The sequence below is a fragment of the Brevibacterium siliguriense genome, from assembly GCF_900105315.1.
Classification (GTDB): Bacteria; Actinomycetota; Actinomycetes; order Actinomycetales; family Brevibacteriaceae; genus Brevibacterium; species Brevibacterium siliguriense.
Genome location: NZ_LT629766.1, coordinates 3,606,290 through 3,623,076, shown reverse-complemented (window position 1 = coordinate 3,623,076; position 16,787 = coordinate 3,606,290). Strand labels below are relative to the sequence as shown.

Sequence of the window (16,787 nt, the reverse complement as noted above, 5' to 3'; positions counted from 1 at the left end):
TCACTGAAAAGCGGGCTGAGTGCCGAGAATCGTGTGTACGCATGTGTTTCTCGGCACTCAGCCCGCTTCTCGAGGAGCTCTACTTCAACTGCTCGGGTTCGCCGAGGGAGAGCATCAGTCGGTTCGCCCAGTTGAAGAAGGCAGCACAGCTGAGTGCGTCGATGATGTCGCCGTCGTCCAGACCCGCCGCATGCAGCTGCTCGACGTGTGCGACGCCGAAGGACTGCGGGGTCAGCGTCAGCGCCACCGAGGCATCGACGATGGCACCCCACACCTGATCACCGAGGTGGCTCTTCGTGCCGATTCCCTCGTCGAGGAGGAGCTGGACGACGTCCCGACGCCCGGATTCCTCGGTGGCCCGATCGGCGTGGACCGACGCGCAGAACAGGCACCCGTTGAGCCGCGAGGCTGCGGTCGCGGCGAGTTCGCGTTCGGCCCGACCGAGCCCGTCGGTGGTGTTGAAGAAGATGTCGAAGTCGGTCAGGGTCCGTGCCTTGAGCGCGGCAGGATCCCTCGCCAGCAGCCGGAAGTACGGGTTCTTCGCCCGTCCCGCCTCGATGAGGGCATCCCGCTGGTCATCGCTGAGGTCCGCCTCGGCGACGGGTGCGATCCACGGCACCCAGCCGAGCCCACCTTGCTGGAACCGCTCGGGACGGTGGAGATTCGGATACGTCTTCACCCTGTCGCCGACGGCCTGCAGAGCTTCGTCCATCCTCGCCGAGGCGGGGCCGTCGTCGGCATCGTCCGTCTCGTTCGCGGATTCGCCTTCCGACCGGTCCACCTGGTGCGGTTGGGATTCCGCGGTCGCTGAGGCCGCCTCGGTGAGTGCTGCGAGTCCGGTGCTGATGCGGATCTGGAAGTTGAGGAACGACACGAGCTGAGCGAGGGTGACGATGCCGTCCTCGTCCCATCCCGCTTCGATCAGCAGCGCCAGGTGACCGGGGCGGCTGTCGCGTGGGTGGAGGACGAGAAGATGTGCGAATTCGAGTCCTGCCACCAGCTTCTCACCGAGTCTCGCCGCCGTCGCCTCGGCGGGAGCCAGCCACGGCCCGGGTACGTTCTCTTCGGCCAACGCCGTGGATTCGAAGATTCCGTAGGGACCAGCTGTGCCGGCTGGTGCAGTCGCCTCGTCGAGGAGTTCGGCGACCGCCCAGGACACGGACTCGTCTTCGTCACGCAGCAGATCACGGTAGAACTCCTCGGCCCGAGTCGAACCGAGCAGACCCGCGGTGAACGCGGCGATCGCATAACGGTCGCGGAAGCTCACACCCTTCGGATCAGCGGGTTCGAGCAGAGCCTCGAAACTCAGCTGCGCGTTCTCCTTCGCCTGCGCCCGGTGGCCGCGCAGCTCATCGAGAGGATCGTTCGCCGCGATTCCGGCGAGGAGGTTGATGATATCTGCCATCTCAGTGCACCTTCTCCTTGGTCGCGGAGAACCCGAGGGCGGGGGCCACCTCGGTGGCCAGCAGTTCGATCGACCTCAGAGCGGTCTCGTTCGTCGCCGGAACCGAGTGCACCTGGAAGCTGACGTCGGTGGCACGATCGAGGACGCGGTCATGCTGCAGACGTTCGCTCACCTGCTCGGGAGTGCCGAGGTAGGTGTCGGTGGCGACGAGGAGCTCATCGAGGCTGAGTCCGGAGGTGTCATAGCCGACGAGGCGGTCGGCCTCGGCCCGCAGCGCCGGTTCGGTGATCTCACGCAGCCGGGGCAGGTCTGCGGCATCGGCGACCACGGCAGTGCGAGAAGCGAGGATGCGCGGTTCGACCTCGTCCGGCAGTTGGGACAGATAGGTATCGATGACCGGCAGCTGCACCTCGTCGAGGCGGGCCGCCGGGTTGTCCTGGGGGCGCGGCTGAGTCCGTGAGAGCATGAGTCCGTCACCGGCGGCGCCGGCCGCACCGGCACCGCCTGCGGAGAACGTCGCCTGCCACAGTCGCCGCTCGAGGCTCGGGCGCTCCGCATCCGGAACCGGGTAGAGACCGTGGTCGGTGGGCAGCCGGTCGCCTGAGAACAGTGTGCGCAGGGTCGTGAGATTGTCGGCGAAGACCTCACGGCGTTCATCGAAGTTCGTGCCGAAGGCCGGGAATGACTTCGGATTCCCGCCCGAGCCCAGACCGATCTCGAGGCGACCGGCGGAGAGTTCGTCGAGCACGGCGGCGTCTTCGGCCACGCGCACGGCATTCTCCAACGGTAGGGTGATGATCGCGGTGCCCAAATTGATCCGGGTAGTGCGGGCGGCGGCGTGGGAGAGGAAGACGAGTGGGGACGGCAGTCCGCCCTCGGCCGCGGAGAAGTGGTGCTGGGCGACCCACGCCGAATGGAAGCCGAACTCCTCGGCCGCCTCGATCTGTTCGAGGGCGAAGCGGTAGCGCTGTGCGGCCGGGGCATCTTCGAGCAGGCGGGTGAAGAATCCGAGCTTTGGTCCGCTCGCCTGGGTAACTGTCGGTTGAGGGGTCATGGTTCTCAGCTTTCTGCTGCTGCGGTGAGCAGGGTCGGGGTTGCGGGTCGATTGTCCGCAGGCGCTGCAGCGACCGCCAGCGTTGCGGGACGGGGGATCGCCTCGAGCAGAGTGCGGGTGTAGGCGGAGCGCGGGCGAGTGAAGATCTCTTCGGTCGCGCCATCGTCGACGAGGTGTCCGTGGGACATCACGGACACCGTATCAGCGATCTGGCGGACGACGGCGAGGTCATGGGTGATGAAGACGTACGTTAGGCCGAGCTCCCTCTGCAGCTCATCGAGCAGCGTGAGGATCTGCGCCTGCACGGTCACATCGAGAGCCGAGACCGCCTCGTCGAAGACGACGAGTTCGGGTTCGACGATGAGGGCGCGAGCGATCGCCACTCGCTGCAGCTGCCCGCCGGAGAGTTCAGCGGGCCGCCGGTCGAGGTAGTCAGTGGGCAGCGCCACCCGATCCATCGCTTCGGCGACGAGCCGCGGCTTGGAAGCACGATCACCAATGCGGAAGTTGCGCAGAGGCTCGGTCAGAGTCGATCGGAGCGAATGTTTGGGATCGAGAGCGGAGAACGGGTTCTGATGGACCAGCTGGACGGAGCGACGGAACTCCCGCAGCTGCTGCCGTGAAGGGCGACCGCGTCCGAGCCCAGCGGCGTCGAAATCGCCGATGCGCACATGCCCGGACTGCGGTGTGAGGAACCCTGCCAGCGCCTTGCCCGTGGTCGTCTTGCCCGAACCGGATTCTCCGACGAGACCGTGCGTGGTCCCGCGCGCCACCGTGAAGTCCACACCCTCGATGCCGGTGATCTGGTCACCGGTCCGGTCGAAGACATGGGTGAGTGATTCGACGGAGACGAACGGGTCTGCGGACTGTACCGCCGCCGCGGCGAGGGCTGGGCGCGTCTTCGTCTGCAGTGCGGGAGCATCGGCGATGAGGCGGGAAGTGTAGTCGGTGGCCGGTTCGGAAAAGACACGACCCGCCGGACCTGATTCGACGATGCGTCCGCCCTGCATGACCACGACCTCGTCGGCGCGTTCGCCGGCGACGGCGAGATCGTGGGTGATGAAGAGGATGCCCATTCCGGTCTCGGCGCGCAGTTCGTCAAGGAGGTCGAGGACCTGCTTCTGGACGGTGACGTCGAGGGCGGAGGTGGGTTCGTCGGCGATGAGCAGGCGAGGGCGCAGCGCGATGGCGGCGGCGATGAGCACACGCTGCCGCATCCCACCCGAGAGCTCATGCGGGAACTGATCGGCCCGCTTCTCCGGCTGGTCGATGCCGACTCGGGCCAGCAGCTCGACGACCTGGGCACGGGCGTCTGCGCGGTTGGCCTGCCGGTGGATGCGCAGCGCCTCGGCGACGGACTTGCCGACCGTCTGCAGCGGATTGAGCGAGGACCCCGGATCCTGTGGGACGTAGCCGATCTGAGATCCGCGCATACCGCGCCAACCGGAGGTGCCCAGACTCAGCAGATCGACATCGCCGAGGCGGATCCGCCCGGCCACGACCCTGGCCGAGGAGGGAAGGAGACCGATGACGGCGTTCGCCGTCGTCGACTTCCCCGAACCGGATTCCCCGACCACGGCGGTCATCGAACCGGGACGGACCACGAGATCGAGCTCGCTCACGGCTGGTGCCGCGGAGCCGCCTCGGTGGGAGTAGTCGACGGACAGACCGTCAATGCGCAGCAGTGAGGAGTCGGTCATGATGTCACCTTTCGCAGGGTGTTGCCGATCTGGTGGGTGGCGAGCACGATTGCCATGACCACGAGGCCGGGCAGCACGGTCAGCCACCAGGCGGTGGCGACGAAATTGCGGCCCTCGGCGATGATGAGTCCCCATTCCGGGGTGGGCGGTGGAGTGCCGTAGCCGAGGAACCCGAGCGTGGAGATCTGGAGGATCGCCGAACCGACCTGGAGCACCGCCAGCGAGAGCACGGGCGAGATCGAATTCGGGAGGATATGGCGGATGAGGACGGAGAAGAAAGTGCCGCCGGACCCGTAGGCCGCGGCCACGAAATCGCTCGTGTTGATCTGCACCGCCTGTGACCTGGCCAGCCTGGCGAACTGGGCGATGGCGGTGACGCCGACGGCGATGGCCGCGTTGATCGTGCCGAAGCCGAGGACCACGACGATCGAAAGGCTGAGCAGGATCGCGGGGATGGACAGCAGCACATCGATCAGGCGCATGAGCACATCGTCGATGAGTCCGCGCCGAGTGCCGGCGATGAGCCCGATCGTGGTGCCGACGATCAGCCCGACCCCGACGGCCACGAGCGCGGCCAACAGGGACTGGGAGGCGCCGTAGACGACTCGGGTGAAGGCATCCCTGCCGGTCTGGTCGGTGCCGAACCAATGCTCGAGACTCGGTGACAGCAGGGCAGGGGTGTCTCCGCCGTCGTTGGGGTCGAAGTGGGTGAAGAGCCCGGGAGCCAGCGCCCAGGCGACGGCGATGAGCAGAACCAGAGCGGAGACGACGGTCGCCGGGGAGAGCGCGGCGCGTGCCCGGCCGCCGCGTGCGCGCCGGGTCTCGGTGGCCTGGCCGCGGGTGAAGACGATGCTCACGAGTACTTCTCCTTCGTCTCGTCATCCCAGTCGAGGTCGACGCCGACGCTGGCCGCGGACGCAGTCAGGGCGCGACGTGTGGATTCGTCGTGGCTGCGCAGGACTCTACCTGCCGAGGCGGAGCTGCGTTTCGTGCGCAGCCGGACGTCGATGACGGGGTAGAGGAGATCGACTGCGAGATTGATGATGACGTAGCCGAAGGTGGCGATGACCACGACGGCCAGCAGGATCGGATTGTCCCGGTGGGTGACCGCCTGGGCGGTGATGAGCCCGATGCCGTTGCGGCCGAACACGGTCTCGGTGACCACGGCGCCGGCGACGAGTTCGCCGAAGACGAGGCCGATGATCGTCAGCCCCGGCAGCACCGCATTGCGGGCGACGGTGTGGACGAGGATCCACAGTTCGGAGGCGCCCTTCGCGGTGGTGACCTTGACGAAGCCGGAGGCCTGCACCTCGGTGATGGAGCGGATGAGCACCTGGGCGATCGGGGCCGAGAGCGGAACCGCCACGGTCAGGGTCGGCAGCACGAGCGCCTCGGCGGGGCCGGGATCGACGACGGAGACGACGCCGAGCTGGAAGGAGAAGACCTGGATGAGCAGGATTCCGAGCCAGAACACCGGGATCGAGATGAAGAGACTGGGCACCGAGTCGAGGACCCGACGCACCCGAGCCGTCGACCCGGTGGACGGTCCGAAGGTGGCGAAGACGGCGATGATCACGGCGAGGACGAGGGCGGTGACGAACCCGGAGGCCGCGAGGACTGCGGTCGACGGCAGAGCCGCAGCGATGATCGTCGACACGGCCGCACCGGTCTGGACCGAATAGCCGAAGTCGCCGGTGAGGAACCCGGTGAGGCTGAGGACGTAACGCGACCACCAGGAGTCGTCGGCGCCGGTGGCCTCACGGATCTCAGCGATCTGGTCATTGGACAGACCCAGCGCCGGATCGGCGAAACGGGCAGTGACGCCGTCGCCGGGGATGAGGCTGAGCAGGATGAACGCCGCGGTGAACGCGAGCAGCAGCACGAGGATCGCTTGGACCAGGCGCAGGAAGAGGTAACGGGTGTCGAGGATCATTTCTCTCCTGCCAGCCAGGTGCTGTAGAAGTCGGGCCGCCCCACGGGTTCGGTGGCGAAGCCGTGGACGCGGCGGCGGAAGGCGAAGACCTGCGGCTCTTCGAAGAACGGCAGCACATAGGCCTGGTCGACGAGGTAGTTCTGGACCGCCTCGGCGGCCTGCTGGCGTTTCTCGCGGTTCGGTTCGGATGCCAGGGTCTCGAGGAGCTCGTCGACCTTCGCATCGACCGAATCGTAGTCGGCGTCGGGGCGATCGGCTCCGTTGAGGAAGACGTCGCGGTTGACCGAGGAGTAGTTCGAACGCAGATTGTCGAAGTCGGCGCGGGCGACCATCGAATGGTAGATCTGCACGGTGTCGAGGTCGAGGGCGTCGAGGGTCTGCTTCGATTGGTCGCCGGGGTTGATCGACAAGCGCACGCCCACGCGGCGCAGCTGCTGTTGGATGAGGGTCTGGACCTCGTTCGACCGCGGCTGCGGCAGAGCGATATTCACCGTCAGCGCCAACGGCTGCCCGTCTTTGACACGGTAGCCCTGCCCGTTGCGCTCGCTCCACCCGGCCTCATCGAGGAGGCGGTTGGCCTTGTCCGGGTCGAAGTCCCACGACCCCGACTGGTCGACATACCCCATGGCGCCCTTGGCCAGCAGACCGGTGGCCAGCGGGTAGTTCGGGGTGAAGAGCTTGTCGACGATCTCCTGGCGATCGATGGCGGCGATGAGTGCTCGCCGGACGTCGATATCGGCAAGCAGGTCGTGGCGGAACCGGAAGTTGATGCTGTTGTTGATTCCGTTCGTCGCCTTCGCATAGAGGCGCAGCCCCTGCTCGGTCACACGGGACTCGTCCGGAGCCTGGACGTCGCGGACGCCGTCTGCCTGTCCGGAGAGCACGGCTCCGATGCGCACGGAGTATTCGTTGTTGGTCAGATAGTCGATGCCGTCGAGGTGGGCTCGGCCCTGGTGCTTCAGATGTGGGGGAGCCCAGTCGTAGTCTTCGCGGGCACGGACGGAGAGCTTCGTGCCGATGGTCTCGGCCGTGATGTGGAAGGGACCGCAGGTGTGGATCTGCGTGGCTCCGCCCGGGCCGAAGCCTTCGGCGTCAAGGTCGAGAGTGGAATCGGCGAGCAGTCCTGCGTTCATCGTCGACGTCGCCTGCGCGAAACCGGGGGAGGGGGGCGGAGAAGTGGAACCGAACCCGATGCTCGTCGAGGACTTCGCTGCGCTCATAGTTCGAGATCTGCTCGGATACCGGCAACGTGCGTGCTTCGTCGCCGAGACCGAACAGGTCGAAGTTCTTCGCCACATTCTCAGGTGTCAGCGGTGAACCGTCCGAATAGGTCACGCCTTCACGGATGGTGAATGTGTAGGTCGTGGCATCGGCGTTCGTCTCCGGCAGTTCGGTCGCCAACCACGGATAGAGCTCGAGTGTCTTCGGATCCTGCCACAGCAGGCGCGCGGAGATGTTGTTCATGATCCCGCCGTTGGGGTAGAAGCCGACCGACGGCGGGTAGAGCAGGGTCCAGGTCTGGGGTTCGAAGTAGGTGAGCACTCCGCCACGGACGGGTTCGCCCTCGGCCAGCGAACCGGAATCGTGGGGTGTGCAGGCGCTGAGGGTGAGCAGAGTGCCGAAACCGAGACCGAGGCTGAGGACCGAACGGCGGTCGAGGCGGCGCCGGGTCAGACGCGCCGCGGTGGAGAGACGGTGATCCGTCATGAGAGGTCCTTCGGGCAAGAGGGATGGAGCAGGGGGAACTGAGTCGGATAGTTCAACAATATGCGGACATTGGTGGTGCCATTTCTGACTGGCAGAGGCGGTGTCCGGCGCGGGGCCCGAAGTGGATGTGCATGCATTGAGTTAAGCGCATCCGTGCAATCGCCGTCAATCCGGGGCTTAATATTGAGACATGTTGAGCAATTCGCGCTTCGATCATCTGGTCATCGCCGTTCCCGACCTTCAGGGATATGTTGAGCAATCCGCGACTAGTCTGGGGGTGGAGCCGGTCGACGGCGGTGCCCATCTGGGGCTGGGGACAGCCAATGCGCTGCTCGGACTCGAGCTCGCCGATGAGCTCACGGAATCGCTCGGACTCGCACGTCCGAGCTGTTCGAACCCGCTCACATACCTTGAGATCCTCGGTCCCGACCCCGAGCAGGACCCGGCGCTCGCAGCGTCACGGTTGGCCGGGATCACTGAACCCACGGTGCAGAGGTGGGCGATCCGTCCGGACGATTTCGACGGTCTCGTCACGGCCGCGGCGCGGTCACAGGAACCGCGGGTCCGCCTCGGCGAGGTTCATGACATGACCCGCCGCCGACCGGACGGAACGGTCCTCGATTTCTTCGGCATCGCTCTCGACATCATTGCCCCAGGAGGGCAAGAGGGGGAGACTGAGGGCCTACACGCTCATCTGAAAGGTCCGGGTGGATCATGGACGCTCTGAACATCATTCCCGCTGAACTCGACCACCTCGTCATCACGGTGCCCGACCTCGAATCCGGGGTCGCCGCCGTGGAAGAGTCCACCGGGGTGCGTGCGGTTCCCGGCGGCTCGCATCCGGGGCGGGGGACCGCGAACTTCCTCCTCGGACTCGCCCCGACGGGCTGGCCGAAGGGAGCGCACACCTACCTCGAAATCCTCGGTCCGGACCCGCAGCAGGAGCCGCCGGCCGACGGCACCCTGCCCCTCGACGCACATCTGGCCACCGAGCCGACGCTGCAGACTTGGGCCATCCATCCGCCGGCGTTCCTCGCGAAGATCGCAGCCGCGAACACCGCAGGCATCGACTTCGGTGAGGTCCAGGACATGGCCCGCGACACCGCCGAAGGCGACCGCCTCGAATGGCGGCTGACCGCGCGTTCCCCGCTCCCGCGCGAGGGTGCGCAGCCGTTCCTCATCGACTGGGGCGAATCCGTCCATCCCGCCGAGGCGGCCCTGCCCGCGCTCGAACTGCTCGAGTTCCGTGTGGAATCCCCGGAACCCGAGTCGGCGCTGCAGGTGCTCGAGGTACTCGGTGCCGGTGACACCACTGTGGTCGAAGGGTCGGATCGCCGCCTGCGTGCCCGGCTTCGCGGCCCCGACGGCGTCCTCGAGTTCTGACCTCACCGAAAAACGGGCTGCGTGTCGAGATCTGGGTGTGCGCACGCGTTTCTCGACACTCAGCCCGTTTCTCGCTGAACCGTCCGCATCATCGCGTGCTGCGACTAGACTCACAGGCGTGCTCAGTCGAACCCGCCTCGCCGCCCGCCCGCGCCTCCGCACCTTGACCTCGCTTGCCGTTGCCTCGCTGCTCATCGGACTGAGCGCCTGCGCGCCCGCAGGTGAGGAAGAGACGCGACCGACCCCGAAGGCGGCCGAAACACAGTCCGGATCGCCGGATCCGAGCGGCACGGCCGGCGAAGAGCCGAGCCAGACGCCCACGCCCACTGAGACCGCAAGCGTGGAAGACGCAGGAGCGGCGGGAGTCAGCGAAGACGAAATCGACGATCATGGCAGCGGAAAATGGGACCGGCCGAAAGAGGAGACCGGACCCAACCGCGACGAGGGCAAGACGTTCAAGGTCGCCCTGCGCGTCGAAGACAACCTGCCCATCGACGTCGATGAGGCCGGAGACTTCATCATCAAGACCCTCCAGGACGAGCGCGGCTGGCAGGACATGGACGACGTCTCCATCGAGCTCGTCGATGAAGGTCAGGACACGATGATCTCCATCGCCAGCCCCGATACCGTCGACGAGATGTGCCTGCCGCTGCGGACCCTGGGTAGGCTCTCGTGTCGCAACGGTCCCAACGTCATTCTCAACGCCAAGCGCTGGGTCTCCGCCACCGAAGAGTTCGACGATATCGTCCAGTACCGGCAGTACCTCATCAACCACGAGGTCGGTCACGCTCTCGGCCACGGCCACGAATCCTGCCCCGGACCAGGCAAGACGGCCCCGCTCATGCAGCAGCAGACGAAGGGCCTGCAGGGGTGTGAGCCGAACGGATGGCCATCGAAGGGCTAGTCCACGGCAGTCGCGGACAGACTCCGGCCGATACAGTGCGGGCCCCGCAATTGCGGGGCCCGCACTGTCGTGGCGTGGACGTGCGTATCAGTGCTTGGGCGAGCGGGGCCGCAGAGAGTAGTCTCCGGCACCCTGCGTGGCCTTCTCGTACTCGATCTCATCGCTGACGGAGCTCGTGCCCGAGGGGGTCAGCGAACCAGGCTGTTCGACGACAGCGATGCTGTCGGTCGCGACGACCTCACGCTGATGGTCCGTCGGGGCACCCGCATCGATCTTCGTAGCCAGAGCCTTCTCACGAACGAACATGAGGATGACTGCCGCGATGATTCCCAGCGGGCAGACCCACAGGAAGATCGGCACCAGCGCATCGCTGTACGCATTGACGATGATCGTGTGGATCGGATCGGGCAGCGACTTGACCACCTCGGGGGTCAGTGAATTCGACCCCGTGCCCTTCATCGCCTGGGCGCCCTGAGGCCCCAGAGACTTGATGCCGTCCTCGAGGTTGGATGCCAGCCTCGAGGTGAAGAGCGAACCGATCAATGACATGCCCAGCGTGCCGCCGATCTGCCGGAAGAAGTTGTTCGACGCTGTCGCCGTGCCGACCATCGCCACCGGGAACGAGTTCTGGACGATGAGCACGAGCATCTGCATCGACAGTCCCAGGCCGAGGCCCAGCACACACAGGCAGCCGATGACGACGAGAACGTTCTGATCGGCCGTTACGAAGGTCCCCATGAGGAAGAGGGCGACGCCGACGATCGCGCTGCCGAGCACCGGGTACCACTTGTACCGTCCCGTCTTCGAGACGACGAAGCCGATGATGACCGAGCTCGGCAGCATCACGGCCATCATGGGCACCATGAGGAGCCCGGCCTTCGTCGCTTCGATCCCGTGGGCCATCTGCAGGAACGTGGGCATGTACGAAAGGACGCCGAACATGCCGATGGCTATGCACATGCCGGCGATCGTGCAGAGGACGAAGTTCGTGTCTTTGAACACGAACATCGGGATGACGGGTTCGGGCACAGCCTGTTCGACGAAGACGAAGACGACGGTGCTGATCACGGCGATGGCGATGAGTCCGATGATGATCGGATCGTCCCAGTCGTACTGATGGCCGCCCCACGAAGTCGTGAGGATGAGTGCCGAGGTGAATTCGGCGATGAGGATCATTCCCGCGACATCGACATGGCGTTTGACCGACCGATCCGACTTGGGGACCTTGAGGAAGATGATGGCGGCGATGAGCGCGAGCACGCCGAACGGCAGGTTGAGCGCGAATGTCCAGCGCCAGCCGGGACCCTCGGTGATCCAGCCTCCGATCAGCGGTCCCGCCACCGAGGTGACCGCGAAGTTCGCTCCCATGATGCCCATGTACGGGCCGCGTTTGCGCGCCGGCACAACCGCGGCGATGAGGGCCTGCGAGAGGATGATGAGACCGCCGCCGCCGAGTCCCTGAATGACGCGTGCGGTGATGAGGACGGCCATGTTGTGGGCCAGGAAGCCGACGATCGAACCGAGGATGAACATGCAGATGGCGAAGATGAAGATCTTCTTCCGGTTGAACGAATCGCCCAGCTTGCCGTAGATCGGCATCATGATCGTCGACGCCAGCATGAACGCCGTCGAGACCCACAGCATCTGGTCGACGCCGTTGAGGTCACCGACGATGGTCGGCAGGGCCGTGGCCAACATGGTCTGGTTGAGCGAGAACATGAACATTGCCAGCATCAGGCCGGTGAACAGCAGGATCACCGACGGGGTCTCGATCTCCGGCTCCTCTTCGGCGCCGTGCTGCTCCTCGGCAGCGGGCTCGGTGGCGGTAGTGGTCATTTCAGCCTTTCTAAGAGGGTCAGGAACAGTTCGATCGAGGAGTTGAACGCCTGGTCCACCCGTTCGTCGTCCAATTCGTGTTCAGTGTCGAATCGCGCAGAGGCGAAAGCATGCTCGAGCGGGATGCTGCACAGCTGCGCGAGCATCCGCGTGGCCCGTGCGGCAGTATCGTCATCGGCAAAGGTGGTTCCGCGACGTTCGACTCGCCGGCGGATGCCGGTGATGATCTGCTCGGAGTAGTGCCGCTTCGTCTCCATGCTGAGCATGCCGAGGTGCGGATGCCGAGCCTGGATTGCGCGCAGCTTCTGCTTGTTCGCCGACCGCGGCAGCAGGAATTCGAACGCGGCGCGGATGGTGAAGGAGAGATCCTCCACCAGAAGCTCGCGCTGGGGCTCGAAGTCCTCGATGAATCGCTGCAGAGCGGCGGCGATATCGTCAGAGGTCGTCAGTCCGACGATCGCCATCTCCTTGGTGGGGAAATAGTTGAAGAACGTGCGCGTCGAGACTTCTGCTGCTTCCGCGATCCGAGCCACAGTCACCTCGTCGAGCCCATGATCGAAGACGAGATCGACGGCCGCTGCGTGGATGGACGCGCGGCGCTCCCGGGTCTGACGCTCGCGGAGGGATTCGGTCGGTTCGGAACTCACCAGAAAATTATGCACCTCTTGCAAAATTGCACCAAATGCAGAAATGCATTCAATGCATTTCTTGACAGTGATGTTGTTCACACTCCGCCGTCGGGTGGTCGACAGGCGGGAATATATGTCCGCATGCACCTGTTGATTGAGTCGTATACGCTCAACTTTGAAAGAGGAGGTCAGCTTTGGCCACATTCTTCGGACCCGCAGGCTCGGGCGGAGACTCGTTCGACGAGTTCCTCGCTCGTTTCCTCCAGGGACAGACCGGAGCCCGCCGAGGCCGTTCCGTCGACATCAACCGACTGCTGAGCAAGCGCAGCCACGAGGTCATCGAAGCGGCCGCAGAGTTCGCAGCACGACACGGTCAGTCCGAGGTCGACGCACTCCACATCCTGCGCACCATGGTCGATTCCGAACCCGGAATCTCCGCCGTGCGCCAGGCCGGTGCCGATCCCGAGGCCATCGCCCATGCGATCGAAGAGCGCCTTCCGGCCAGCACCGACACCGAGGCGGATTCCACGCCCACACTGACCGGTTCGGCCCAGCGCGCCCTGCTCGACGCCTACCAGGTGGCGCGAGCCTTCGGATCGACCTACATCGATCCCGAACACATGTTCTTCGCCTTCGTGCTCAACCAGGAGATGCCCGCCGGTCGGATCCTCGCCCAGGCCGGCGTCACCCAGGCTGCACTGCAGGCCGGTGCCGAGGCGGCCGAAGCCGCAGGCATGCACCCCGGCCAGGAGGCCGAAGGTGAGGACGGTCAGGAATCCGTGTTGGAGAAGTTCGGCACGGACCTCACAGAGCTCGCAGCCGAAGGCAAACTCGATCCCGTCATCGGCCGTTCAGAGGAAATTGAGCAGACGATCGAGATCCTCGCCCGCCGGACGAAGAACAACCCGGTCCTCCTCGGCGAGGCCGGTGTCGGCAAGACCGCGGTCGCCGAAGGCCTCGCTCAGGCCATCCACTCGGGCGAAGTTCCCAAGCAGCTGCAGAGCAAGCGCATCATCGCGCTCGATATGCCCGGAATGCTCGCCGGCACCCGTTACCGCGGTGACTTCGAAGAGCGCCTGACCGGAGCTCTCAACGAAATCGCCGACGACGGAGACATGATCGTCTTCGTCGACGAACTCCACACCCTCGTCGGTGTCGGCGGCAACGGCGAGGCGAACTCGATGGACGCCGGCAACATCCTCAAACCGCGCCTGGCCCGCGGCGATCTGCACATGATCGGCGCGACCACGCTCAAGGAGTACCGCACTATCGAGAAGGATTCGGCTCTCGAGCGTCGCTTCCAGCCGGTGACCGTGGGTGAGCCGAGCGTCGAGGATGCGGTGACGATCATCGACGGGCTGAAGGACCGCTATGCGGAGTTCCACGAGGTCACCTACACCGCCGAGGCGGTCCGTGCGGCCGTGGAGCTGTCGAACCGCTACATCACCGACCGCTTCCTGCCGGACAAGGCCATCGACCTCATCGACCAGGCCGGAGCCCGGATGTCGCTCAGGCGCGGACCCGCGATCGATATCGACGCGCTCAAGCTCAATCTCTCCGAACTCGAAGCGGAGAAGAAGTCCGCTATCGAGGTGGAGGACTACGAGCGTGCCGGCCGTGTCCGCGATGAGATCAACGAGGTGACCGCCCGGATCGAATCCGCCGAGAATCCGGACGCGGAGGCCGCGAAGACCGCTGCCGCCGAGGCGATCATCGGTGAACAGGAGATCGCGCATGTGGTCTCCCGGGCCACCGGAATCCCGGCAGCACGGATGACGCAGAGTCAGAAGGCACGACTGGCGAATATGGAAGAGGTCCTCCACGACCACGTGGTCGGACAGGACGAAGCCGTGACCGCCGTGTCGCGCGCGATCCGCCGCAGCCAGACCGGTATGGCCGATCCCAATCGGCCCATCGGCAGCTTCCTCTTCCTCGGCCCCACTGGTGTCGGAAAGACGGAGTTGGCGAAGGCTCTGGCACAGACTCTGTTCGACGACGAGTCGGCCATGATCCGCTTCGACATGAGCGAGTTCGGCGAACGCCACACGGTGTCCCGCCTCGTCGGTGCCCCTCCCGGCTACGTCGGCTACGACGAGGCGGGTCAGCTGACGGAGAAGGTCCGCCGCCGTCCGTATTCGGTCATCCTCCTCGATGAGATCGAGAAGGCCCACCCGGATGCGTTCAATCTGCTGCTGCAGGTCCTCGATGACGGACGGCTCACCGACGGCCAGGGCCGCACGGTCGACTTCCGCAACACCGTGGTCATCATGACCTCGAACCTCGGTTCCGAGTTCATGTCCGGCACTCCGCTGGGCTTCGCCTCCGGCGCCGCCGCTGACGCGGAGAAGAACCTCAAGGCCAAGGTCATGGGTCGTCTCAAGGAGTTCATGCGGCCGGAGTTCATCAACCGCATCGATGACACCGTGATGTTCTCACGGCTTGATCGCGAGCAGCTCCGGTCCATCGTCGATCACCAGCTGGCTGCGTCGAAGCAGCGCCTCGAGGCTCAGGGCATCGCCCTCGACGTCTCGGCAGAGGCTCTCGACTGGCTGGCCGATGAAGGATACGAACCCGAGTTCGGCGCCCGTCCGCTGCGTCGCACGATCCAGCGCGAGCTCGACGACCGCATCGCCGATCTCCTCGTCACCGAGGCGGTCGATGAGGGCGGCACCGTGCGTGCCACTGTCGAAGGCGGCGCACTCAAGGTCGTGGCCGGCACCCGCCCGGAGCCGATCATCGCCTGATCACCGAGGCGGCCCGGCACCGGCCTCGACGCAGAGCCCGGGTCGGAGGACAGGAATCCTCCGCCCCGGGCTCTTCTGTGTTCTTGGTTCAGCCGGGCCAGTCAGGCCGGTGTCTTCTCCTCCGGCTGCGATTCGTTCGCGCCCAGGAGGCGGTTGAGGACGAGTCGTTCGCCGAGCGTCCACGTGGTCGTCGTCGCCAGATAGAGCGCAGCGGCCAAGGGAACGAAGAGCGCAAAGATCGCGGTGAGGAAGGGCATGAAGCTCAGGGTCTTCATCACTCCTGACAGATCCGGCATCGCAGGAGCATCTGCCCCGTTCTTCGCGGGGGGAGTGGTCGGGGTCTCGGGTGTGGCCGGGGTGAGCAGATGTCGGGAGAACCCGGCGACGACGGCGATGAGGACGACGAGGATGAGGTAGACCGTGATTGCGGTGCCGGTCAGATCGCCGGCGCCGAGCAGTTTGACGAAGCTCGTGTTGAGAGGCAGGCCGAAGAGCGTATGTCCGAGCAGTTCATTGGCATGCCCGCCGATCGTCGCATTGATGAAGAGACCGTAGACGGCCATGAGCACGGGCATCTGCGCGAGCACCGGAAGGCACCCGGCGAAAGGAGAGGCGTTCTCCTCCTTGTACAGCTCCATGAGCTTCTGCTGCATGAGCTCGGGCTTGTCCTTGTGCTTCTTCTGCAGCTCGCTGATCTTCGGGGCCAGTCGTTTTCGAGTGATGCCGGCTCTGACCTGGGACACCCCGACGGGGATGAGCACGGCGCGGACCAGGACGGTGAGCACGATGACGGCTAGGGCGGCACTGAAGCCGCCGGCGAGCGGTTCGAGAATGTCGCTGATCCCCGTGACCACCGTATAGGCGGCCTCGACGAGCAGGCGGATGGGCAGGAATTCGTAGATGTTCACAGGTGAGTGTCCTTCGGACAGGGCGCACTGAGGCGCGGTTGATTGGGCCGTTGCAGGCCATCACCGTGACGATTGATGACAATTGCCTGCGCCGAGGCGGGGAGGCGTTCCGTACGGAACGTGATCGAGGTCGTTCAGGCGATGGCGTGAACGACGGAAGAGGGGGCTCTGGGCAGAGCCGTACCAGGAGTGCCGGGTTCCTCCGGCATGCGGAATTCGCGGATGCTTCGGCGCGTGCCCGGCAGAGCCGGCGGACGCGCCGAGAGCGAGAGCACACGCAGCATAGCCATGCTCGCCCATGCGGCGATCGGGGTCAGCAGGGCCGCGCCGAGGAGAGCCAGGACGATGAGATGAGTGGGGGACTGGGGCACGACCGAGTCGAGGTCGGAAGAGAGCACGACGACGAGCAGCTGCAGAGTCAGCCACATATTCGCCATCATTTCGCCCCCTAACCACTGCGTCGATGCTAGCACGCGGGCCTGTGCGGGCCGTTCAGAGAAACGGAGTCCGTCTGCTCACAGCGGCAGACGTCTGCGCCGAGCGGATCAGGGTTCTCCATGCGCACCGGCTCTGCCAGCGTGGAC

Annotated in this window: 13 protein-coding genes and 1 pseudogene; 4 read left to right on the top strand and 10 right to left on the bottom strand. The window is 65.4% G+C overall.

The window, feature by feature from the left end; genetic code table 11:
* Positions 1 to 79: 79 nt before the first annotated feature.
* The 6 genes and pseudogenes from BLU88_RS16305 to BLU88_RS16280 all read right to left on the bottom strand — a co-directional run bounded on the left by BLU88_RS16305 (position 80) and on the right by BLU88_RS16280 (position 7,799).
* A complete protein-coding gene (locus tag BLU88_RS16305) occupies positions 80 to 1,405 on the bottom strand; it encodes an alkylhydroperoxidase domain protein (RefSeq protein WP_092016265.1) in 1,326 nt (441 codons plus the stop codon).
* 1 nt (position 1,406) lies between these two features.
* Positions 1,407 to 2,459, bottom strand: a complete 1,053-nt coding sequence (locus tag BLU88_RS16300) for a putative FMN-dependent luciferase-like monooxygenase (RefSeq protein WP_092016263.1) — start codon at positions 2,457 to 2,459, stop codon at positions 1,407 to 1,409.
* Between the two features lie 5 nt (positions 2,460 to 2,464).
* On the bottom strand, positions 2,465 to 4,159 hold the full coding sequence (locus BLU88_RS16295; RefSeq protein ID WP_092016260.1) for a dipeptide ABC transporter ATP-binding protein: 1,695 nt from the start codon (positions 4,157 to 4,159) through the stop codon (positions 2,465 to 2,467).
* Entirely contained in the window at positions 4,156 to 5,016 is an 861-nt protein-coding gene (locus BLU88_RS16290) for an ABC transporter permease (protein WP_407922836.1), read from the bottom strand. The genes BLU88_RS16295 and BLU88_RS16290 overlap by 4 nt, the downstream gene beginning before the upstream one ends.
* A complete protein-coding gene (locus BLU88_RS16285) occupies positions 5,013 to 6,092 on the bottom strand; it encodes an ABC transporter permease (RefSeq protein ID WP_092016257.1) in 1,080 nt (359 codons plus the stop codon). The genes BLU88_RS16290 and BLU88_RS16285 overlap by 4 nt, the downstream gene beginning before the upstream one ends.
* A pseudogene (locus BLU88_RS16280) lies at positions 6,089 to 7,799 on the bottom strand (TIGR04028 family ABC transporter substrate-binding protein). Before BLU88_RS16280 ends, BLU88_RS16285 begins: the two are co-directional and overlap by 4 nt.
* A 190-nt stretch (positions 7,800 to 7,989) precedes the next feature.
* Here BLU88_RS16280 and BLU88_RS16275 point away from each other — a divergent pair.
* The 3 genes from BLU88_RS16275 (at position 7,990) to BLU88_RS16265 (ending at position 10,086) form a co-directional block, all read left to right on the top strand.
* Complete coding sequence (locus tag BLU88_RS16275) at positions 7,990 to 8,526, top strand: VOC family protein (RefSeq protein ID WP_092016254.1); 537 nt, start codon at positions 7,990 to 7,992, stop codon at positions 8,524 to 8,526.
* Entirely contained in the window at positions 8,514 to 9,182 is a 669-nt protein-coding gene (locus BLU88_RS16270) for a VOC family protein (protein WP_092016251.1), read from the top strand. Before BLU88_RS16275 ends, BLU88_RS16270 begins: the two co-directional genes overlap by 13 nt.
* 118 nt (positions 9,183 to 9,300) lie before the next feature.
* The gene (locus tag BLU88_RS16265) at positions 9,301 to 10,086 is read left to right on the top strand and encodes a DUF3152 domain-containing protein (RefSeq protein WP_167356906.1); all 786 of its coding nucleotides are present in this window, start codon (positions 9,301 to 9,303) and stop codon (positions 10,084 to 10,086) included.
* A gap of 87 nt (positions 10,087 to 10,173) precedes the next feature.
* Here the strand turns inward: BLU88_RS16265 and BLU88_RS16260 are convergent, their stop codons facing one another.
* Both BLU88_RS16260 and BLU88_RS16255 read right to left on the bottom strand, forming a co-directional pair.
* Positions 10,174 to 11,922, bottom strand: a complete 1,749-nt coding sequence (locus BLU88_RS16260) for a DHA2 family efflux MFS transporter permease subunit (protein ID WP_092016244.1) — start codon at positions 11,920 to 11,922, stop codon at positions 10,174 to 10,176.
* Complete coding sequence (locus BLU88_RS16255; RefSeq protein ID WP_231939472.1) at positions 11,919 to 12,569, bottom strand: TetR/AcrR family transcriptional regulator; 651 nt, start codon at positions 12,567 to 12,569, stop codon at positions 11,919 to 11,921. Before BLU88_RS16255 ends, BLU88_RS16260 begins: the two co-directional genes overlap by 4 nt.
* 176 nt (positions 12,570 to 12,745) lie before the next feature.
* On the opposite strand from BLU88_RS16255, the gene BLU88_RS16250 reads away from it, so the two are divergent.
* Entirely contained in the window at positions 12,746 to 15,295 is a 2,550-nt protein-coding gene (locus tag BLU88_RS16250) for an ATP-dependent Clp protease ATP-binding subunit (protein ID WP_092016238.1), read from the top strand.
* 101 nt (positions 15,296 to 15,396) lie between these two features.
* Here BLU88_RS16250 and BLU88_RS16245 read toward each other — a convergent pair whose 3' ends face one another.
* Together BLU88_RS16245 and BLU88_RS16240 are read right to left on the bottom strand one after the other, a co-directional pair.
* Complete coding sequence (locus BLU88_RS16245; protein ID WP_092016235.1) at positions 15,397 to 16,203, bottom strand: YidC/Oxa1 family membrane protein insertase; 807 nt, start codon at positions 16,201 to 16,203, stop codon at positions 15,397 to 15,399.
* Between the two features lie 134 nt (positions 16,204 to 16,337).
* On the bottom strand, positions 16,338 to 16,643 hold the full coding sequence (locus tag BLU88_RS16240) for a hypothetical protein (protein ID WP_167356905.1): 306 nt from the start codon (positions 16,641 to 16,643) through the stop codon (positions 16,338 to 16,340).
* Between the last annotated feature and the right edge of the window lie 144 nt (positions 16,644 to 16,787).